This is a genomic window from Streptomyces griseicoloratus, assembly GCF_014534645.1.
Lineage (GTDB): Bacteria > Actinomycetota > Actinomycetes > Streptomycetales > Streptomycetaceae > Streptomyces > Streptomyces griseicoloratus.
Genome location: NZ_JACVQF010000184.1, coordinates 209,748 through 229,628 on the forward strand (window position 1 = coordinate 209,748; position 19,881 = coordinate 229,628).

A 19,881-nucleotide genomic window follows, 5' to 3' on the forward strand; every position below is an offset into this window, starting at 1 on the left:
CCATGGCCGACGATCCGTTTGTCCTCGGCGGTACGTCCTTCACGTCCCGTCTGATCATGGGTACGGGCGGCGCGCCCAGCCTGGACGTGCTGGAGCGGTCGCTGGCCGCCTCCGGGACGGAGCTGACGACCGTCGCGATGCGGCGCGTGAACCCCTCGGTGCACGGTTCGGTGCTGTCCGTCCTGGAGCGGCTCGGCATCCGGGTGCTGCCGAACACGGCGGGCTGCTTCACCGCCGGGGAGGCGGTGCTCACCGCCCGCCTCGCGCGCGAGGCGCTCGGCACGGACCTGGTCAAGCTGGAGGTCATCGCCGACGAGCGCACGCTGCTGCCGGACCCGATCGAGCTGCTGGACGCGGCGGAGACGCTGGTCGACGACGGGTTCACCGTGCTGCCGTACACGAACGACGACCCGGTGCTGGCGCGGAAGCTGGAGGACGTCGGGTGTGCCGCGATCATGCCGCTCGGCTCGCCGATCGGCTCGGGGCTCGGCATCCGCAATCCGCACAACTTCCAGCTGATCGTGGAGCACGCGCGCGTGCCGGTGATCCTGGACGCCGGGGCCGGTACGGCGTCGGACGCGGCGCTGGCGATGGAGCTGGGGTGCGCGGGTGTGATGCTCGCCTCGGCGGTGACGCGGGCGCAGGAGCCGGTGCTCATGGCGGAGGCCATGCGGCATGCCGTGGAGGCGGGGCGGCTGGCCCGGCTCGCGGGGCGGATTCCCCGGCGCCACTTCGCCGAGGCGTCCTCTCCTGCGGAGGGCTTGGCGGTACTGGATCCTGAGCGGCCCGCTTTCCAGTAGCCCTGCGCTGTGCCGCCGTTGGGTCTCCCACCCGCGCACCACCCGTTTCCAGTCGGCCAAGAGGTGGGCCTCGCCCGTGGGAGTTCCACGCCGTCGGCGGCCGCCCGGCCGCGCCCGGGCGTGGGAAGCGTCACAGGTCCGCTGCAGTAGCCGTCCGATCCCCGTCGTGGACGCGGCGTGTCGGCGGTGGCTCGTACACTCACCTGCGTGGACACGACCCTTCAGGACCCTCTGGTCGGGCAGGTGCTCGACGGCCGGTACCGCGTCGACGCGCGGATCGCGGTCGGCGGGATGGCCACGGTCTACCGGGCCGTGGACACCCGCCTGGACCGCGTGCTCGCGCTGAAGGTGATGCACCCGACGCTCGCGGCCGACGCCACGTTCGTCGAGCGGTTCATCCGCGAGGCGAAGTCGGTGGCCCGCCTCGACCACCCCAATGTCGTACAGGTGTTCGACCAAGGGGCCGACGGGGCGTACGTGTACCTGGCCATGGAGTACGTCTCGGGCTGCACCCTGCGCGACGTGCTGCGCGAGCGCGGGGCGCTGCGGCCGCGGGCGGCGCTGGACATCCTGGAGCCGGTGCTGGCCGCGCTCGGTGCCGCGCACCGGGCCGGGTTCGTGCACCGGGACATGAAACCGGAGAACGTGCTGATAGGGGACGACGGCCGGGTCAAGGTCGCCGACTTCGGGCTGGTCCGCGCCGTGGACACGGTGACCAGCACCACCGGGGCGGTCCTCGGCACCGTCTCCTACCTCGCCCCCGAGCAGATCGAGCAGGGCACCGCGGACCCGAGGGTCGACGTCTACGCGTGCGGCGTCGTGCTGTACGAGATGCTGACCGGCGGCAAGCCGCACGAGGGGGACTCCCCCGCCCAGGTGCTCTACAAGCACCTCCACGAGGACGTGCCGCCGCCCTCGGCCGCCGTCCCGGACCTGGCGTACGAACTGGACGAGCTGGTCGCCTCGGCGACCGCGCGCAACCCGGAGGTCCGTCCGCACGACGCCGTGGCGCTGCTCGCGCGGGCCCGTACGGCACGCGGGGCCCTGAGCGCCGGGCAGCTGGACGCGGTGCCGCCGCAGGCGCTCAGCGCGGAGCACGACAACGCCGAGGACCGCACGAGCGTGATCCCGCGCGCGCTGACGATGCCCCGGCCGCTCCCCGTGAACGAGGACGGCGAGGACCCCGCGGACGGGGTGCACCGCACCAGCAGGCTGGACACCCCGCCGCCGTCGCGCCGCCGGCCGGTGCTGCGGCGCGGCCCGCTGGCGGTCGTCGTGGCCGTCCTGCTGGTGCTCGGCGCCGGTACGGGCATCTGGTACATCAACTCCGGCCAGTTCACCAAGGTGCCGCCGCTGCTGTCCAAGACCGAGGCGCAGGCCCGGGACCGGCTGGCGGACGCCGGGCTGGACGTCGGCAAGGTCCGCCACACCTACAGCGACACGGTCGAGCGCGGCAGGGTCGTCAGCACCGACCCCGGGGCGGGCGCCCGCATCCGCAGGAACGACTCCGTGTCCTTCACGATCTCCGACGGCCCCGAGACCGTGAAGGTCACGGACGTGGGGAGTTACAAGCTGGACCGGGCACGGACCCTGCTGGAGCAGGACGGGCTGGAGCCGGGCATGGTGACCCGGGCGTTCGACGAGGACGTACCGAAGGGCTTCGTGATCTCCACCGAGCCGGCGGCGGGCACGAAGGTGCACGCGGGCTCGGCGGTCGCCCTCGTCGTCAGCAAGGGCGCCCCGGTGGACGTGCCCGACGTCACCGGTGACGACCTGGCGGACGCGCGGGCCGAGCTGACGGAGGCCGGCCTGAAGGTGAAGGTCGCGGCCGAGCGGGTCAACTCCGAGTACGACGCCGGCCGGGTCGCCCGGCAGACTCCGAACGCCGGCGGCCGGGCCGCCGAGGGCGACACGGTCACGCTCACGGTGTCGAAGGGCCCGGAGATGGTCGAGGTCCCGGACGTGGTCGGTGACAAGGTGGACGACGCGAAGCGCAAGCTCCGGGACGCCGGTTTCGAGGTGGACGAGGACCGCGGTCTGCTCGGACTGTTCGGCGACACCGTCGACGGCCAGTCCGTGGACGGCGGGGACACGGCACCCAAGGGTTCGACGATCACCATCAGGATCCGGTGACCGCGGGCACGGTCCGGGCGCATGACACCCTTGACGGGTGAACAGTCAACAGTCCGCCCTCCCCCGCAACCCCGTCGGCGGCCACGTCCCCGTGGCCGGCGGCCTGCACTCCGTGGGCCTGTCGTACGCGCACGAGCTGAAGGCCGAGGCCGTGCAGGTCTTCGTCGCCAACCCGCGCGGCTGGGCCACGCCGGCCGGCAACCCGCAGCAGGACGAGGCGTTCCGCGCGGCCTGCGCGGCCGGGTCGATCCCCGCCTACGTGCACGCCCCGTACCTGATCAACTTCGGTTCGCACACGGAGGCGACGGTGGAGCAGTCGGTCCGGTCGCTGCGGCACTCGCTGCGCCGGGGCCGGGCGATCGGGGCGCTCGGGGTGGTCGTGCACACCGGCAGCGCGACCGGCGGACGGGAGCGGTCGGTGGCGCTGAAGCAGGTGCGGGAGCACATGCTGCCGCTGCTCGACGAGCTCACCCACGACGACGACCCGTACCTGCTGCTGGAGTCGACCGCCGGCCAGGGCGCCTCCCTGTGCTCACGGACCTGGGACTTCGGGCCGTACTTCGAGGCGCTGGACGCCCACCCGAAGCTGGGCGTGTGCCTGGACACCTGCCACATCTTCGCCGCGGGCCACGACCTGACCGGCCCGTCCGGCATGCACCAGACCCTGGACCTGCTGGTGGACACGGTCGGCGAGGGCCGGCTGAAGCTGGTCCACGCCAATGACTCCAAGGACGTGGCCGGCGCCCACAAGGACCGCCACGAGAACATCGGCGCGGGTCACATAGGGGAGGACCCGTTCCGGGCGCTGATGACCCACCCCGCGACGGAGGGCGTTCCGCTGATCATCGAGACGCCGGGCGGCAAGGAGGGGCACGCGGCGGACGTGGAGCGGCTGAAGAAGCTGCGCGACGGCTGAGGGCCGGGGCCGGGAGGCGTCAGAGCTCGGGGCCGTCCCCGGGCTCCTCCTGGTAGGAGTAGCGCTGTTCCTTCCAGGGGTCGCCGATGTTGTGGTAGCCGCGCTCCTCCCAGAAGCCACGGCGGTCGGCGGTCATGTACTCGATGCCGCGGACCCACTTGGGGCCCTTCCACGCGTACAGATGGGGGACGACGAGCCGGAGCGGGAAGCCGTGCTCGGCCGTCAGCAGCTCGCCGTCCTTGTGGGTGGCGAAGAGGGTGCGCTCGGCGGCGAAGTCGGAAAGCCGCAGGTTGGAGCTGAATCCGTACTCCGCCCACACCATCACGTGGGTGACGGCGGGCGCGGGCGGGGCGATGCCGAGGATCGTGCGGGCCGGGATGCCGCCCCACTCGGCACCGAGCATGCTGAACTTGGTGACGCAGTGCAGATCGGCCACGACCGTGGTGTACGGCAGGGCGGTGAACTCCTCATGGCTCCAGCGGTGCTTCTCGCCGTCGGCGGTGGCGCCGAAGACCCGGAACTCCCACCGCTCGGGCCGGAACTTGGGGACCGGTCCGTAGTGCGTGACCGGCCAGCCGCGCTGCAGTCGCTGCCCCGGCGGAAGCTCGAACCGCGGCGCCCCTCCCGTACCGCCTTCTCCCGATTCGTGTTCCACCGGCTGACCCATGCCTTCCATCCTGACAGACCCGGACCGATGTCCTTGACCGGCCCCGCTCGCATTCGGACAAACAGGCACAACTCCGACTGAGCATGGACTTACTTACTAAGTGAAGACTTACTGGACGATCTTCGCCGCCGGTGCCATCATGCGGCGCAACCCGCCAGTTCCCGTTGGAAGGAGCCTCACGCGATGCAGGGCGACCCCGAGGTCATCGAATTCCTCAACGAGCAGCTGACCGCCGAGCTCACCGCGATCAACCAGTACTTCCTGCACTCGAAGCTGCAGGACCACAAGGGGTGGACGAAGCTCGCGAAGTACACGCGCGCCGAGTCCTTCGACGAGATGCGGCACGCCGAGCTGCTCACCGACCGCATCCTGCTCCTCGACGGCCTGCCCAACTACCAGCGGCTCTTCCACGTGCGGGTCGGTCAGACCGTGACCGAGATGTTCCAGGCCGACCGGGAGATCGAGGTGGAGGCGATCGACCGGCTGCGCCGCGGCGTGGAGGTGATGCGCAACAAGAACGACATCACGTCCGCCAACATCTTCGAGGCGATCCTCGCCGACGAGGAGCACCACATCGACTACCTGGAGACCCAGCTGGACCTGATCGAGAAGCTGGGCGAGTCGCTGTACCTGTCGACGGTCATCGAGCAGTCCCAGCCGGACGCGTCAGGACCGGGGACGAGCGGGTTCTCGACCCACTAGGCCGCTTCGGGCAGACCGGCGGCGCGGGGCAGCTCGGACAGGGCCGCCTCACCCTTGTCGATCAGCTGCCGGCGGGGACAGGCGCCGCGGCCGAGCAGCGCCTGGATGCGGCGGACGCAGCCGCCGCAGTCGGTACCGGCCTTGCAGGCCGAGGCGATCTGCCGGGGCGTGCAGGCGCCGGCCTCCGCGTGAGACTTCACCTGTTCCTCGGTCACACCGAAGCAGCTGCAGACGAACACGCGGTTCACCTCCCGACTGGGGATCATGGTCGTGCCGTACCGACTGACCGGAGGGCCCGACTGATCGGTGAGGCAAACCTAACCTTACCCATCCCTCAGGTTCCGGAAAAGTGCCAGGGGCGCGGATCGGATGTGATCCGCGCCCCAGTGCGCATCGCCGTGACGGGCGGGCCCGTCACTGGTCCCGGTACATCTCCGCGACCAGGAAGGCCAGGTCGAGCGACTGGCTGCGGTTGAGCCGCGGGTCGCAGGCCGTCTCGTAACGCTGGTGCAGGTCGTCGACGAAGATCTCGTCGCCGCCGCCCACGCACTCGGTGACGTCGTCGCCGGTCAGCTCCACGTGGATGCCGCCCGGGTGGGTGCCGAGCGCCTTGTGGACCTCGAAGAAGCCCTTGACCTCGTCCAGCACGTCGTCGAAGCGGCGGGTCTTGTGCCCGGAGGCCGCCTCGAAGGTGTTGCCGTGCATCGGGTCGGTCACCCAGGCCACGGTGGCGCCCGAGGCGGTGACCTTCTCGACCAGCTCCGGAAGCTTGTCCCGGATCTTGTCGGCGCCCATGCGGACGATGAAGGTCAGCCGGCCCGGCTCGCGCTCCGGGTCCAGGCGCTCGATGTACTGCAGCGCCTCCTCGGCCGTCGTCGTCGGGCCGAGCTTGATGCCGATCGGGTTGCGGATCTTCGAGGCGAACTCGATGTGCGCGTGGTCCAGCTGCCGGGTGCGCTCGCCGATCCACACCATGTGGCCCGAGACGTCGTACAGCTGCCCGGTGCGCGAGTCGACGCGGGTGAGCGCGGACTCGTAGTCGAGCAGCAGCGCCTCGTGCGAGGCGTAGAACTCGACGGTCTTGAACTCCTCCGGGTCCGTGCCGCAGGCCCGCATGAAGTTCAGCGCGTTGTCGATCTCCCGGGCGAGCTGCTCGTAGCGCTGGCCGGACGGGGACGACTTCACGAAGTCCTGGTTCCAGGCGTGCACCTGGCGCAGGTCGGCGTAGCCGCCGGTGGTGAAGGCGCGCACCAGGTTCAGCGTGGAGGCCGACGCGTGGTACATGCGCTTCAGCCGCTCGGGGTCCGGGACGCGGGCCGCTTCGGTGAACTCGAAGCCGTTGACGGAGTCGCCGCGGTAGGTCGGCAGGGTGACGCCGTCACGGGTCTCGGTGGGCTTGGAGCGCGGCTTGGAGTACTGGCCGGCGATCCGGCCGACCTTCACCACGGGCACCGATGCCGCGTAGGTGAGCACGGCGCCCATCTGGAGCAGCGTCTTGAGCTTGTTGCGGATGTGGTCCGCGGACACCGCGTCGAAGGCCTCGGCGCAGTCGCCGCCCTGGAGGAGGAACGCCTCTCCCTTGGCGACGGCCGCCATCCGGGCGCGCAGCTGGTCGCACTCGCCCGCGAAGACGAGCGGCGGATACGACTCGAGGTCCGCGATCACTGCGCGCAGAGCCTCGGGGTCGGGGTACTCGGGCTGCTGCGCCGCGGGCAGGTCTCGCCAGGTGTTGCCAGCGCTCGCGCTGGTCTTAGCGTTCACGGTCACGACCTCAACATTACGGGGTCGCACCACGGGTCCCCGCCGAGTGCCCAGGTAATGAGACACGGGGCACGCCCTGCGGACTCCGGAACACCGGCGACACCCCGCGGGCATGCGGTAGGCTGCGCCGCATGTTCGCGCATTCGACCCAGAACTGGTGGTGGACCGCTTCTCCGGCGGCCCACTGACTGCGCGTACGCAAGACTTCGCGAAGGCCGCCCGAGGGGCGGCCTTCGGTGTTTTCGCGACCAGGGGCCGTTCCTCTCACCGACAGACGAGAAGGACGGACCCATGCCACTGCCCGACCTGCGCGACCTGCCCGCCGACCCCCGCCCGTTCGCCCTGCTGCGCCGCCGCACCCCCGGCCGCGACGACGACACGGTGGAGCTGCTGCTCGGCCCGGTCACGGCGCGCGACTCCCTCGCCGGCCTGCCCGACGAGGGACTGGCGCTCGTCCCCTTCCGCCAGATCCGCGAGCGCGGCTTCGACGTCCGCGACGACGGCACGCCGCTGCTGGTCCTGACCCCCGAGGAGCGGTACGAGATCCCGCTCGCCGAGGCCCTGGACCGGCTGCCCTCCCACGACGTCCGCGTCGAGGGCGGCGGGTTCGACGTCGGCGACGAGGAGTACGCGCGGATCGTCGGCCGGGTGCTGGACGAGGAGATCGGGCGGGGCGAGGGCGCGAACTTCGTGATCCGGCGGACCTACCAGGGAGCGATTCCGGGGTTCGGGCGGGCCGACGCGCTCGCGCTGTTCCGGCGGCTGCTGGAGGGCGAGCGGGGCGCGTACTGGACGTTCGTGGTGCACACCGGGGAGCGGACGCTGGTCGGCGCGAGTCCCGAGGTGCACGTGCGGATGTCCGGCGGGACCGTGGTGATGAACCCGATCAGCGGGACCTACCGCTATCCCGCCGAGGGGCCGACCCCGGAGCACCTGCTGCGTTTCCTCGCCGACGGCAAGGAGATCGAGGAGCTGTCGATGGTGGTCGACGAGGAGCTCAAGATGATGTGCACCGTCGGCGACATGGGCGGTGTGGTCGTCGGGCCCCGGCTGAAGGAGATGGCACACCTCGCGCACACCGAGTACGAGCTGCGCGGCCGGTCCTCGCTGGACGTGCGGGAGGTGCTGAGGGAGACCATGTTCGCGGCGACGGTCACCGGCTCGCCGGTGCAGAACGCCTGCCGGGTCATCGAACGGCACGAGGTCGGCGGGCGCGGCTACTACGCGGGAGCGCTGGCCCTGCTCGGCCGGGACGCGGGCGGTGCGCAGACCCTCGACTCCCCCATCCTCATCCGCACCGCCGACATCGACGCGCGCGGCCGGCTGCGGGTGCCGGTCGGCGCCACGCTGGTGCGGGGCTCGGACCCGGCCGGCGAGGTCGCGGAGACCCACGCCAAGGCGGCGGGAGTGCTGGCCGCCCTCGGCGTACGCCCGTCCCGGCCGCGTGCGGAGGCCGGGCGGCCGAAGCTGGCCGACGACCCGCGGGTGCGCGCGGCACTGGACGGGCGCCGCGCCTCGCTGGCCCCGTTCTGGCTGCGGATGCAGGAGCCGTCGCAGGCGCTCGAGGGCCACGCCCTGGTCGTCGACGCGGAGGACACCTTCACGGCGATGCTCGCGCACGTGCTGCGCGCCGGCGGGCTGGAGGTCACCGTGCGCCGGTACGACGAGCCGGGGCTCCGGGAGGCGGTGCTCGGGCACGAGGGCGGCCCGGTGGTGCTGGGGCCCGGCCCCGGCGACCCGTGCGACACGGCCGATCCCAAGATGCGCTTCCTGCGCGCCCTGACCGCCGAGGTGATCAGGGGCGGCCGGCACGGTGTCCTGGGCGTGTGCCTGGGGCACGAGCTGATCGCGGCGGAGCTGGGGCTGGAGATCGTCCGCAAGGAGGTGCCGTACCAGGGGGCGCAGACGCGGATCGAGCTGTTCGGGCGGCCGGAGACCGTCGGCTTCTACAACAGCTTCGTGGCGCACTGCGACGACGACGCCGCCCAGGAGCTGGCCGCGCACGGCGTGGAGGTGAGCCGCTCGGCGGGCGGCGAGGTGCACGCGCTGCGCGGGCCCGGTTTCGCCGGGCTGCAGTTCCACCCGGAGTCGGTGCTGACGCTGGACGGCGCGGCGATCGTGCGGCAGCTGGTGGGTCAGCTGCGCGGGACGAGCACGTTCTCCGAGCGGCGGCCGTCCAGGTAGTCCGTGACGTTGCGCACCGTGGCGTCGACGATCTGGCCGACGGCGTCCTCGGTGTAGTACGCCTGGTGCGAGGTGACCAGGACGTTCGGGAAGGTGACGAGGCGGGCCAGGGTGTCGTCCGTGATGGCCTCCAGGGACTTGTCGAGGAAGAACAGGCCCGCCTCCGCCTCGTACACGTCCAGGCCCACGCCGGTGAAGCGGCCGGCGCGCAGCTCCTCGACGAGGGCGGCGGTGTCGATCAGGCCGCCGCGGCTGGAGTTGACCAGGATCGCGTCGTCCCGCATCGTCTTCAGGGCGCCGGCGTCGATGAGGTGACGGGTGTCGGGCATCAGCGGGACGTGCAGGGTGACCAGGTCGGACTCGGCGAGCAGCTCTTCCTTGGGCACGTAGCGCATGCCGAGTTCCATGCAGACGGGGTTCTCGGCCACGTCCCAGCCGAGCAGCCGCATGCCGAAGCCGCGGGCGATCCGGGCGAACGCCTCGCCGATCCTGCCGGTGCCGAGGACGCCCGCGGTCCGGCCGTGCATGTCCCGGCCCATCAGTCCCTGCAGGCGGAAGTCGAAGTCGCGGGTGCGGTTGGAGGCCCGCACGATCCGGCGGTTGACGGCCATGGCCAGGGCCCAGGCGAACTCGGCGACCGCGTAGGGCGAGTAGTACGAGACGCGGGCGACGGTCATGCCGAGGCGCTCGGCCGTGTCCAGGTCGATGTTGTTGAAGCCCGTGGAGCGCTGGGCGACCATGCGGGTGCCGCCGGCCGCGAGGATCTCCAGGACGTCCGCGCCGAGGTCGGCGTTGACGCTGGACGAGATGATCTCGTGGCCGGCCGCGATGGGAGCGGTGTCCGCGCTCAGGAAGACGTCCAGGCAGTGGACCTCGTACCGGCCGCGGAAAGCCTTCTCGATCAGGGGCTGCTCGTCGGCTTGCACTCCGAAGGCGAGGATCTCCACGGCCGCTCCCGCGTCGCTGGGCTTTCGGCCGAATATACGGCGCGGCATCCGGCGGTGCCGGTCAGCCGAAGAACACCCCGGCCTCCGCGTACAGCTTCGGGTCGACGGTCTTCAGCCGTGCGGTGGCCTCGGCGATCGGGACCCGGACGATGTCCGTGCCGCGCAGCGCGACCATGGTGCCGAAGTCGCCGTCGCGGACGCTGTCGATGGCGTGCAGGCCGAAGCGGGTGGCGAGCCAGCGGTCGAACGCGCTGGGCGTGCCGCCGCGCTGCACATGGCCGAGGACGGTCGTCCGGGCCTCCTTGCCGGTGTGCTGCTCGATCTCCTTCGCCAGCCACTCCCCCACCCCGGACAGCCGCACGTGCCCGAAGGAGTCCCGTGACCGGTCCTTGAGCACCATGTCGCCGTCCTTCGGCATCGCCCCCTCGGCGACGACCACGATCGGGGCGTAAGACGCCCGGAACCGTGAGGTCACCCAGGCGCACACCTGCTCGGTGTCGAAGCGCTGCTCGGGGATGAGGATGACGTTGGCGCCGCCGGCCAGGCCCGAGTGGAGCGCGATCCAGCCGGCGTGCCGGCCCATGACCTCCACGACCAGGACCCGCATGTGCGACTCGGCGGTGGTGTGCAGCCGGTCGATGGCCTCGGTGGCGATGCCGACGGCGGTGTCGAAGCCGAAGGTGTAGTCCGTGGCGGACAGGTCGTTGTCGATGGTCTTGGGCACGCCGACGCAGGGCACGCCGTACTCGTCCGCGAGGCGGGTGGCGACGCCGAGGGTGTCCTCGCCGCCGATCGTGATCAGGGCCTCGACGTCGAGTTTGGCGAGGTTGTCCTTGATGCGCCGGATGCCGTTCTCGTGCCGGAGCGGATTGGTGCGCGAGGAGCCGAGGACGGTGCCGCCGCGGGGCAGGATGCCCCGGACGGCCGGGATGTCGAGGCGGACGGTGTCGCCGTCAAGGGGACCGCGCCAGCCGTCCCGGAAGCCGACGAAGTCGTAGCCGTACTCCTGCACGCCCTTGCGGACGATGGCCCGGATGACGGCGTTGAGCCCGGGACAGTCGCCGCCTCCGGTCAGTACTCCGACCTTCATCGCGTAATCCCCTTGCCACGGTGGGTGGTTCAGGCCACCGCCACTGTCCCGCGCGGGGTCACGCGTCGTCCAGACCCCGTTCTATCGCGTACCGCACCAGCTCGACGCGGTTGTGCAGCTGGAGCTTGCCGAGGGTGTTCTGCACGTGGTTCTGCACGGTGCGGTGGGAGATGACCAGGCGTTCGGCGATCTGCTTGTAGCTCAGGCCCTTGGCGACCAGGCGCAGCACCTCGGTCTCGCGGTCGGTGAGGCGGGGCGCCCCCGGCTCGCCGGTGTCCTGGGCCGGGGCCGGTTCGGAGGCGAGGCGGCGGTACTCGCCGAGGACCAGTCCGGCCAGGCCGGGGGTGAAGACCGGGTCGCCGGCGGCCGTGCTGCGCACGGCGTCCTGCAGCTCCTGGGTGGAGGCCGACTTCAGCAGATAGCCGGTCGCGCCGGACTTCACCGCCTCCAGCACGTCGGCGTGCTCCCCGCTCGCCGACAGCACGAGGACGCGCACGGTCGGGTCGGCGCCGACGACCTCCTTGCAGACCTGCACGCCGGGCTTGCCGGGCAGGTTGAGGTCGAGCACGAGGACGTCGGGCGCGGCGGCGCGGGCCCGGCGCACGGCCTGGTCGCCGTCGCCGGCGGTGGCGACCACCTCGAAGCCGGACTCGGCCAGGTCCCGGGCGACGGCGTCGCGCCACATGGGGTGGTCGTCGACCACCATGACCCTGATCGGACCCTGCTGTTCGCTCATCGTCTGCCGCCTTCCCCCGTGATCTGCCGGGTCTGCTTCGGTGCCGTCAGTTCGACCTCCGTGCCCTGGCCCGGCACCGAGATCAGTTCGGCCGTGCCGCCGAGGTCGCGCAGGCGTCCCCGGATCGACAGGGCCACTCCGAGCCGGCCCTCCCCCTCGGCCTCGGCGAGCCGGCCCTCGGGGATGCCGGGTCCGTCGTCCCGTACGGTGACGATCACCTGGTCGGGCTCGTCCTCGACCAGGATCCACGCGCGCGCGTGCTCACCGGCGTGCCGGCGGACGTTGTCCAGGGCGGCCCCGACGGCGGCGGCGACCTCCCGCGCGGCGACCGGGGCCAGCAGCACCGGCGCCCCCGGTTCGGCGAGGCTCACGCGCGCACCGGCGTACGGGGCGAGCAGGGAACGCAGGTCGACCGGGCCGTCGCCGGGCTCGTCCGCCGGTTCGTCCACCGCCCGTACGACCGCTCCCTCGGCCGCGTCCTCCGACACCCGGGAGACGGGCACCAGGCCGCCGGAGACCAGGGTGCGCAGCGCCACCTCCTGCTCGCCCGCCATCCGGCCCAGCTCGGCCGCCTCGCCACCGATGACGGCCCCGCGCCGCTGCACCATCGCCAGCACTTGCAGGACGCTGTCGTGGATGTCCCGGGCGAGCCGTTCCCGCTCCCTCGTGGCCGCCTCGATCTCCAGGGCACGGGCGAGGGTGCGCTCGGAGGCGCGGGCGACCTCGACGACGTAGCCGATGGCGATGGAGGCGACCCAGACGAGGATCACGTTGTGGACGGTGTCGCGGGCGGGGCTGCCGCGCTCGATCAGGTTGGCGACGGCGACGAGCGTGGAGGCGAGGGCCGCCCAGCGCCAGCCGCCCTTGACCGCGAAGGCGAGGACGGAACCGGCGGTCCATATCGACGGCATGGTCGGGCCGCCGTCCATGACCCGCTCATGGGCGTCGGCGACCGGGGTGAGCAGGATGCCGGTGAGCGCGATGGTCAGGTCGACGGCGAGGAAGCGCTTGGTGCAGCGGGCCGCGCTCGCGACCCTGGGGAGGGTGGCGAGCGTCCACACGGACAGCACGGCGAAGTAGGCGACGGCGATCCAGGGCCGGGTGAACTCGTGGTAGGCGGTGGCGAAGAGGCCGATCGCGTACAGCATGGTGAGCACGCGGTAGGCGGTGAGCGCACGCCACAGCGGCTGCTCGACCGACATCCTCATGACTCTCTCGCGCCTGGCCATGCTCCCCCCTCGTCCGGCCGTCCGCCCCCGGTCCCCTCCGTCCGGCCGCTCCTGCCCCCGTCAGGGCTCGGAGCGCTGCTCGCCGGGCCGGTCCCGCTCGGCCGCCTTCTCCTTCGCGGCCTGTTCCTTCTCCGCCTGTGCGAGCGCGGCCCTCGCGGCCCTGCCCGCCTCCTTCTCCGCCTTCGCCGCCTCCGCGATCTGCCGCTTCATGGCGGTCGCGTACATGTCGACGTACTCCTGGCCGGAGAGCTTCATGATCTCGTACATGACCTCGTCGGTCACCGCGCGCAGGACGAACCGGTCGTGCTCCATGCCCTGGTAGCGGGTGAAGTCCAGGGGCTCGCCGATGCGGATGCCGGGCCGCATCAGCTTCGGCACCACCTTGCCGGGCGGCTGGATCTTCTCCGTGTCGATCATGGCGACGGGGATGACGGGCGCGCCGGTGGCCAGTGCCACGCGCGCGAGGCCGCCCGGCTTGCCGCGGTAGAGGCGGCCGTCGGGCGAGCGGGTGCCCTCGGGGTAGATGCCGAACAGCTCCCCGCGCTCCAGGACCTCGATGCCGCTCTTGATGGCGGCCTCGCCCGCGCCGCGCGCACCGGAGCGGTCCACCGGGAGCTGGCCGACGCCCTTGAAGAACGCGGCGGTCAGCCGGCCCTTGATCCCGGGGGTGTTGAAGTACTCGGCCTTGGCGATGAAGGTCACCTTGCGGTCGAGGACGGCCGGCAGGAAGAACGAGTCGGAGAACGACAGGTGGTTGCTCGCCAGAATGGCGGGGCCCTCGGCCGGGACGTGCTCCAGGCCCTCCACCCAGGGCCGGAAGGCAAGCTTCAGCGAACCCCCGACGGTGACCTTCATCGCGCCGTACAACAACCGAGTGCCTCCTGTGTCTCTGAGTCAGACCCTATCCCGGAGGACCGCCAATGGCGCCGACGGCCCTGGTCGGTGTCAGTGCGGTCGCGTACGGTGAAGTACCTGCGACCGACGCAGTGCCCGCAGACGACGTGCCAGCCCCTTCACGAACAGGAGACCGAAAGGTGCCGGTCCTCCCTGGAGCCGAGCCGTTCCGCCATGAGGGCGGGGAGGCCGGCGTCCTCCTCTGTCACGGCTTCACCGGTTCCCCGCAGTCGCTGCGCCCCTGGGCGGAGCACCTCGCCGAGCGCGGTCTGACCGTCTCGCTGCCGCTGCTGCCCGGGCACGGCACGCGCTGGGAGGACCTGCAGGTCACCGCCTGGCAGGACTGGTACGCGGAGGTGGACCGCGAGCTGCGCGCCCTGCGCGGGCGCTGCCGGCAGGTGTTCGTGGCCGGGCTGTCCATGGGCGGCGCCCTGGCGCTGCGGCTGGCGGCCAGGCACGGCGACGCGGTCTCCGGTGTGGTGGTCGTCAACCCCGCGAACAAGGTGCACGGCCTGTCCGCGTACGCCCTGCCGATGGCCCGGCACCTCGTCCGGACGACGAAGGGCATCGCCAGCGACATCGCCAAGCCGGGCGCCGCGGAACTCGGCTACGACCGGGTGCCGCTGCACGCGGCCCACTCCCTGCGCAACTTCTTCCGGCGCGTCGACGGTGAGCTGCCGCAGGTCACGCAGCCGCTGCTGCTCCTGCGCAGCCCGCAGGACCAGGTGGTGCCGCCGGCCGACTCCGCCCGCATCCTCGGCCGGGTCTCGTCGACGGACGTGACGGAGGTCCTGCTGGAACAGAGTTACCACGTGGCGACGTTGGATCACGACGCGGACCGGATCCATCAGGAGAGCGTCTCCTTCATCGGGCGGCTGACGCCCGGTCCGCTCATGGAGCCCGGCCTCGGCAAGGAAGGGACGGTCGCAGGTGGCTGAGCACGACGCCGACCGCGAGGACCGCGAGAACCGGGAGCAGCGCGACCCGGACGAGCAGAACGTGCCCTTCGACGAGGAGGCCGCCTGGGCCGCGATCGTCGCCGGGTACGGGGAGGAGCCGCCGGACCCGCCGGGCGCCAAGCCGTTCAAGTCGGTGGAGGACCTGGCGCTCCTGGAGGCCGAGACGAACGAGGACGGGCCCGGCGAGGAGCGCCCGGAGGGGAAGGGGGCCGGGGACGCGCCCGCCCCGGCCCGGCCGCTCGGCAGTTCCGTGGCGTTCGCCCCCGGGGTGGGCGGCCCGCGCGACTACGCCCCGTCCGAGCCCTCCGACGACGACTTCGACGAGGACGACGAGGGCCACTTCGTGCCGCCCGAGCCGCCGCCGCTGCCCGAGGGCGACACCACCGCCAGGTTCGCCTGGCTGGGGGTCCTCGGCGGCCCCGTCCTGTTGCTGCTGGCGATCCTGCTGGGCTGGGACATGACCTGGTGGCTGACGACCCTGTGCATCGGCGGCTTCCTCGGCGGCTTCGCCACGCTGGTGATGCGGATGCGCCCCGGCGACGAGGACGACGACGACCCGGGCCGGGGCGCGGTGGTCTGAGCCCCGGGCCAGGGCCTGTCGTCCGGATCGGGCCCTAGGCGGCGGGGATTCTGAGGGCGGCCAGGACCGGAAGGTGGTCGGTGGCCGCCCTCAGGTCCGTCTCCGTCACCCCGGGGTGACCGACGGGGACCCCGCAGCCCAGCACCTCGACGCCCTTGGTGACGAAGAGCGCGTCGATGCGCTGGTGCGGGTCGGCCGGCGTCGAGGTGTGCTCGCCGCCCCAGGGAGCGGTGGTCCGGCAGTCCCGCAGTTCCTCGGCGAGCCGGCGGAAGGTCGGGCCGCCAGGGCGCTCGTTCAGGTCGCCGCCCGCGACCGCGTGCTCCACGCCCATCGCGGCCAGCCGGTCCAGGAGCATGCCGCCCTGCTCGTACCGCTCGTCCTTCTGCAGCGACAGATGGCAGCTCAGGACGCCGAGCCGGGCACCGCCGAAGCGGACGACGGCGGTGGCGAAGCCACGGCGGTGCAGGCCGGGGGTGAGCGGCAGCAGCACGTCCTCCGTGCGCTCGACGGTGGCCCGCAGGGAGCACAGCAGCGCCGGTCCGGCGGCCGTGGCACCCCCCGAGAGGATCACCAGCCCGGAGGCGGCGGCCAGCCGCGCGAGCTTCTTGCGCCAGCGGAAGAAGCGCGGCGCCTCCTGCACGAGGACCAGATCCGGGGCGCAGGCGGCGATCACCCGGGCCAGGGCGCCGGTGTCGTCGCGCATCGAGCGGATGTTGTAGCTGAGGACGCGGATGACGGCGGAACCGTCGGGTTCGGTCCGGGAGTCGGGAAGCAGCGGGGCCGGCGTCGTCTCCATGCCGATCAAGATACGCCCGCGCCCGCCGGCCCCGTGGGGGCGGCGGGCGCGGGCGTACGGAGAGGCTGCGCGGGCGCTCGTCACATGATGGGGTCGGGCTCCCGGGCCAGGTCGGCCGCGCCCACCAGGCCGGCCTTGTTGCCGAGCTGGGCGGCGATCACGTCGGCGACCGGACGCCAGTTGCCACCGACCAGCCAGCGCTTGTACGAGGTGCGGATCGGGTCGAGGACCAGGTCACCCTCGTCCGACAGGCCGCCGCCGACGATGAAGGCGGACGGGTCGAAGAGGGAGGCCAGGTCGGCGAGGCCGGCACCCGCCCAGCGGGCCAGCTCGCGGTAGGAGTCCACGGCGACCGGGTCGCCCTGGCGGGCGGCCATGGAGATGTGCTTGCCCTCGATGCCGTCCGGAGTGCCGTCGCCGAGGCCGAGCAGCACCTCGGCGCGCTCCGGGGTGGCGTTGGCGCGCTGCTTGGCGTAGCGCACGAGGGCGCGGCCGGAGGCGTACTGCTCCCAGCAGCCCTGCGAGCCGCAGCCGCACAGCAGGCCGTCCGGGACCATGCGGATGTGGCCGAACTCGGCGGCCACGCCGAAGTGGCCGCGGCGCAGCTTGTTGCCGATGATGATGCCGCCGCCGAGGCCGGTGCCGAGCGTGATGCAGATGACGTTGCGGTGGCCCTTGCCGGCGCCGAACTTGTACTCGCCCCAGGCCGCCGCGTTGGCGTCGTTCTCCACGACGACGGGGAGGCCGACCCGGGCCTCGACCTTCTCCTTCAGCGGCTCGTTGCGCCAGTCGATGTTGGGCGCGAAGTACACCGTCGAGCGCTGGCGGTTGACGTATCCGGCGGCACCGATGCCCACGCCGACGATCTCGTGCCCCGCGCGTGCGCCCTCCACCGCCGAGGCGATGGCGTCCACGATGGCCTCGGGCGTGGTGGGGGTCGGCACCTTGAAGGTCGAGAGGATGTTGCCTTCCTCGTCGACCACGCCGGCCGCGATCTTCGTGCCGCCGATGTCGACGCCGATGGTGAGTCCCATGAATCCCTCAGTTTCGGTCGAGCCCCGCTACGGCCAACCGTACCCGAGGCCCCGCGAGGGACGTCAGTCCAAGTCGATGCGCTGGCCGGGGCCGGTGCCCTCGTCGCCGTCGTCGTGGTCGTCGTCCAGGTCGCGCGCATCGCGCGGCTCGGTGTGCGAAGTGGTCCAGCGGCGCTCCTGGTTCTGGACCGCGGAGCGGTAGGCGGCGAGCAGTTCGCCGCCGGCCGCCGCGAGGTGGTCGAAGACCTCGGGGTTGCGCTCGATGACGGGTTCGACGGCGGCCTTGGCCTGCTGGACGACCTGCCGGACCATCTGCTGGGCGGCGGGCCCGGCGACCGCGCCGAAGAGCGGGGTCTGCAGGCCGGACAGCTTCTCCGCGACGGTGTCGACGAGCCGGCGCAGTTCCTCGGCGGCCGAGCCCGGGGGCGGACCGTACTGGGTGCGCCGGCGGGCCTTCTCCGCCTCCAGGTCCTCGGCACAGGCCGTGGCCCAGGCGTCGGCGTCGGTCGCCCGCACCTCGTCGACCGCGTCGTCGCGAGCGGACTCGGACGGGGGGAGCTCTTCGCTCATGACGGACTCCTGACTACGGTTCGTCCCTCCGACGTTACCCGAACGAGGCCGGGCCGTTCAGCGGGTCCGGGGCCACAGCCGCGGGTCGGGCGCGAACCGGACGCTCAGCTCGCCGTCGCGCAGGGCGGCCCCGTCGACGGTGCAGCGGCGCAGCGCGGAGGGCAGCGGCACGATCCGGCGGAACGTCCCGGCGCTGACGACGAGTTCGTCACCGCGCCGGACGAGGTCGAGTTCGTCGCGTATGGCGCCGGGCAGCGGGATGTGCCAGACCAGCACGCCGTCCTCGGCCAGCCGGTCGGTGACGGGCCACTGCACCGGGGGCTCGGCGGGGCCGGCGCCCGGCACGTCCAGGGCCAGGAGGTCGTCCGCGCCGCGCGGGTCGCGCCCGAGGTGGGCCACGGTGCGCACGTCGTGGGTGCCCTGCCACTCCTCCAGGGTCTTGCGCTGCTGGGCGACGGGACCGGCGAGCCAGCTGTCCGCGGGGGCGTCCTCGGGCAGGACCCGGTTGGCGACCAGCAGGTCGGTGCGCAGGCCGCGCAGGGCGAGGCCGAGCGCGGTCGTGCGCACGGCGTCGGCACCGGCCGGACCGGGCTCGGCGACCAGCCGTACGACGGTGTTCGGGTCGGCGACGACGGCCTCGGCGGCGGCGAGTTCCAGGTCCCAGCGGGCGGCGGCCTCGTACAGCGACTCGGCGGGCAGGGGGACGCCGGCGAGCCGGCCGAGGACGGGGCGCAGGGCGCGGGCCGCCTGCCGCTCGGGCGGGAGCAGGCGGCGCAGGTAGCGGCGCAGTTCCTCGGGCAGGGCGAGCAGGGCGAGGGCGCGTGGGGCGGGCGGGAGGTCGACGACGAGGAGTTCGTGGACGCCGTCGCCCTCGGCGAGGGCGGCGTCGCGCAGGGCGCGCAGCAGGGCGAGTTCCTCGGCGCCGGGCAGGGGGGTGAGTTCCTCGGGGTCGAGGCGGGCGGCGCCGAGCAGGTCGAGGGCGGAGGCGGCGCGGTCCTGGAGGGCGGCCAGGTCGTCCCGGAACCCCTGGGCCGCGTCGGGCCGCCGGACGGTGAGGTTCGGCTCGACGGGGGCCGGGGCCGGTCCCGTGGCCGTCCCGAGCACGGCGCCGAGCGTGTCGTCGCGGTCGGCGCCGAGGAGCAGGGTGCGGGTGCCCGCACGGGCGGCGGCGAGCGCGGTGGCGGCCGCGACGGTCGTGCGACCGCTGCCGCCGGGGCCCGTGATCAGGATGGTGCGCATGAGGCTGAACGGTACCTGCGCGGACCGGTCGTCGACCGCCGTCGCTCCTCGGCGGGCCGTCCGCGACGGACCGCGGTCGGGTGTGCCGCGACCGAAGCCGTGCGCGGCGCGCCACGGAACGCGCCGGCGCGTCCGCGTCGCCGGTTCCCTCCGACGCCCGCCCCCGTGACCTCGGTGCCCGCCGGGGCGGCTACTTCGCCCCGGACTCCACGCGCTTCTTCAGCCCCGCCAGCGCCCGGTCGATGATGACCTTCTCGGCCTTCCGCTTGATCATGCCGAGCATCGGGATCTTGACGTCGACCGTGAGCCGGTAGGTGACCTCGGTGCCCGTTCCGGCCGGCCTGAGCAGGTAGGAGCCGTCGAGCGAGCGCAGCATCTGCGACTTCACCAGCGTCCAGGACACCTCGTGCGCACCGGTCCAGGTGTACGCCAGGGTCTGGTCGTCCTTGATGGCCCCGGCGTCCATGACGAGGCGGACCTGCTCGGCGCGGCCCTGCTCGTCGGCCGCGAGGACCTCCGCCTCCTTCACCTCTCCGGTCCAGTCCGGGTAGCGGGCGAAGTCGGCGATCACCTCCATGACGTCGGCCGGTGCCGCCTCGATCGTGATGCTCGAGCTGGTGTGTTCCGCCATCGCCGTGGCTCCT

21 protein-coding genes are annotated in these 19,881 nt (G+C 72.7%); 8 read left to right on the forward strand and 13 right to left on the reverse strand.

Annotation, left to right across the window (positions count from 1 at the left end; all coding sequences use genetic code 11):
- Positions 1-2: 2 nt before the first annotated feature.
- The 3 genes from H0H10_RS12250 (at position 3) to H0H10_RS12260 (ending at position 3,849) form a co-directional block, all read left to right on the forward strand.
- Positions 3-800 (forward strand): thiazole synthase, encoded by a 798-nt coding sequence (locus tag H0H10_RS12250; RefSeq protein WP_188180935.1) that lies wholly within the window; start codon positions 3-5, stop codon positions 798-800.
- A 207-nt stretch (positions 801-1,007) separates the two neighbouring features.
- Positions 1,008-2,933: a Stk1 family PASTA domain-containing Ser/Thr kinase gene (gene pknB, locus H0H10_RS12255; RefSeq protein WP_188180936.1), complete on the forward strand. Its 1,926-nt coding sequence runs from the start codon at positions 1,008-1,010 to the stop codon at positions 2,931-2,933.
- 37 nt (positions 2,934-2,970) lie between these two features.
- Entirely contained in the window at positions 2,971-3,849 is an 879-nt protein-coding gene (locus H0H10_RS12260; protein WP_188180937.1) for a deoxyribonuclease IV, read from the forward strand.
- Between the two features lie 19 nt (positions 3,850-3,868).
- Here H0H10_RS12260 and H0H10_RS12265 read toward each other — a convergent pair whose 3' ends face one another.
- A complete protein-coding gene (locus tag H0H10_RS12265) occupies positions 3,869-4,516 on the reverse strand; it encodes a sulfite oxidase-like oxidoreductase (RefSeq protein ID WP_188180938.1) in 648 nt (215 codons plus the stop codon).
- A gap of 183 nt (positions 4,517-4,699) precedes the next feature.
- On the opposite strand from H0H10_RS12265, the gene bfr reads away from it, so the two are divergent.
- Entirely contained in the window at positions 4,700-5,218 is a 519-nt protein-coding gene (gene bfr / locus H0H10_RS12270; protein ID WP_188180939.1) for a bacterioferritin, read from the forward strand.
- Here bfr and H0H10_RS12275 read toward each other — a convergent pair.
- Together H0H10_RS12275 and H0H10_RS12280 are read right to left on the reverse strand one after the other, a co-directional pair.
- Complete coding sequence (locus tag H0H10_RS12275; protein WP_188180940.1) at positions 5,215-5,484, reverse strand: (2Fe-2S)-binding protein; 270 nt, start codon at positions 5,482-5,484, stop codon at positions 5,215-5,217. The two genes, bfr and H0H10_RS12275, sit on opposite strands and share 4 nt — an antisense overlap.
- Positions 5,485-5,632: 148 nt before the next feature.
- Complete coding sequence (locus H0H10_RS12280; protein ID WP_188180941.1) at positions 5,633-6,985, reverse strand: class II 3-deoxy-7-phosphoheptulonate synthase; 1,353 nt, start codon at positions 6,983-6,985, stop codon at positions 5,633-5,635.
- A gap of 125 nt (positions 6,986-7,110) precedes the next feature.
- Here H0H10_RS12280 and H0H10_RS41225 point away from each other — a divergent pair, with 125 nt between their 5' ends.
- Entirely contained in the window at positions 7,111-7,167 is a 57-nt protein-coding gene (locus H0H10_RS41225) for a trp operon leader peptide (RefSeq protein ID WP_071659820.1), read from the forward strand.
- A 103-nt stretch (positions 7,168-7,270) separates the two neighbouring features.
- Positions 7,271-9,163: an anthranilate synthase family protein gene (locus tag H0H10_RS12290; protein WP_188180942.1), complete on the forward strand. Its 1,893-nt coding sequence runs from the start codon at positions 7,271-7,273 to the stop codon at positions 9,161-9,163.
- Here the strand turns inward: H0H10_RS12290 and H0H10_RS12295 are convergent.
- The 5 genes from H0H10_RS12295 to H0H10_RS12315 form a co-directional block, all read right to left on the reverse strand.
- On the reverse strand, positions 9,115-10,110 hold the full coding sequence (locus H0H10_RS12295; protein WP_188180943.1) for a 2-hydroxyacid dehydrogenase: 996 nt from the start codon (positions 10,108-10,110) through the stop codon (positions 9,115-9,117). The two genes, H0H10_RS12290 and H0H10_RS12295, sit on opposite strands and share 49 nt — an antisense overlap.
- A gap of 61 nt (positions 10,111-10,171) precedes the next feature.
- Positions 10,172-11,200 (reverse strand): 6-phosphofructokinase, encoded by a 1,029-nt coding sequence (locus tag H0H10_RS12300; RefSeq protein WP_188180944.1) that lies wholly within the window; start codon positions 11,198-11,200, stop codon positions 10,172-10,174.
- 58 nt (positions 11,201-11,258) lie between these two features.
- Entirely contained in the window at positions 11,259-11,936 is a 678-nt protein-coding gene (locus H0H10_RS12305; protein WP_188180945.1) for a response regulator, read from the reverse strand.
- Positions 11,933-13,165 carry a MacS family sensor histidine kinase gene (macS, locus tag H0H10_RS12310; RefSeq protein WP_188180946.1) on the reverse strand — a complete coding sequence of 411 codons (1,233 nt, stop codon included), beginning with the start codon at positions 13,163-13,165 and terminating at the stop codon, positions 11,933-11,935. The genes H0H10_RS12305 and macS overlap by 4 nt, the downstream gene beginning before the upstream one ends.
- A gap of 60 nt (positions 13,166-13,225) precedes the next feature.
- On the reverse strand, positions 13,226-14,020 hold the full coding sequence (locus tag H0H10_RS12315) for a lysophospholipid acyltransferase family protein (protein ID WP_188181053.1): 795 nt from the start codon (positions 14,018-14,020) through the stop codon (positions 13,226-13,228).
- A 179-nt stretch (positions 14,021-14,199) separates the two neighbouring features.
- On the opposite strand from H0H10_RS12315, the gene H0H10_RS12320 reads away from it, so the two are divergent.
- Positions 14,200-14,997 carry an alpha/beta hydrolase gene (locus H0H10_RS12320; protein WP_188180947.1) on the forward strand — a complete coding sequence of 266 codons (798 nt, stop codon included), beginning with the start codon at positions 14,200-14,202 and terminating at the stop codon, positions 14,995-14,997.
- Entirely contained in the window at positions 14,990-15,598 is a 609-nt protein-coding gene (locus tag H0H10_RS12325; RefSeq protein ID WP_188180948.1) for a hypothetical protein, read from the forward strand. The genes H0H10_RS12320 and H0H10_RS12325 overlap by 8 nt, the downstream gene beginning before the upstream one ends.
- Positions 15,599-15,632: 34 nt before the next feature.
- Here H0H10_RS12325 and H0H10_RS12330 read toward each other — a convergent pair whose 3' ends face one another.
- From H0H10_RS12330 to H0H10_RS12350, 5 genes are all read right to left on the reverse strand, one after another.
- Entirely contained in the window at positions 15,633-16,394 is a 762-nt protein-coding gene (locus tag H0H10_RS12330; protein ID WP_188180949.1) for an endonuclease/exonuclease/phosphatase family protein, read from the reverse strand.
- An 80-nt stretch (positions 16,395-16,474) separates the two neighbouring features.
- The gene (locus H0H10_RS12335; protein WP_188180950.1) at positions 16,475-17,428 is read right to left on the reverse strand and encodes an ROK family glucokinase; all 954 of its coding nucleotides are present in this window, start codon (positions 17,426-17,428) and stop codon (positions 16,475-16,477) included.
- 63 nt (positions 17,429-17,491) lie between these two features.
- Complete coding sequence (locus H0H10_RS12340) at positions 17,492-17,998, reverse strand: DUF5304 domain-containing protein (RefSeq protein WP_188180951.1); 507 nt, start codon at positions 17,996-17,998, stop codon at positions 17,492-17,494.
- Between the two features lie 57 nt (positions 17,999-18,055).
- Positions 18,056-19,237: an ArsA family ATPase gene (locus H0H10_RS12345; RefSeq protein WP_188180952.1), complete on the reverse strand. Its 1,182-nt coding sequence runs from the start codon at positions 19,235-19,237 to the stop codon at positions 18,056-18,058.
- Positions 19,238-19,427: 190 nt separating this feature from the next.
- Positions 19,428-19,868: an SRPBCC family protein gene (locus H0H10_RS12350; RefSeq protein ID WP_188180953.1), complete on the reverse strand. Its 441-nt coding sequence runs from the start codon at positions 19,866-19,868 to the stop codon at positions 19,428-19,430.
- Positions 19,869-19,881: the final 13 nt, after the last annotated feature.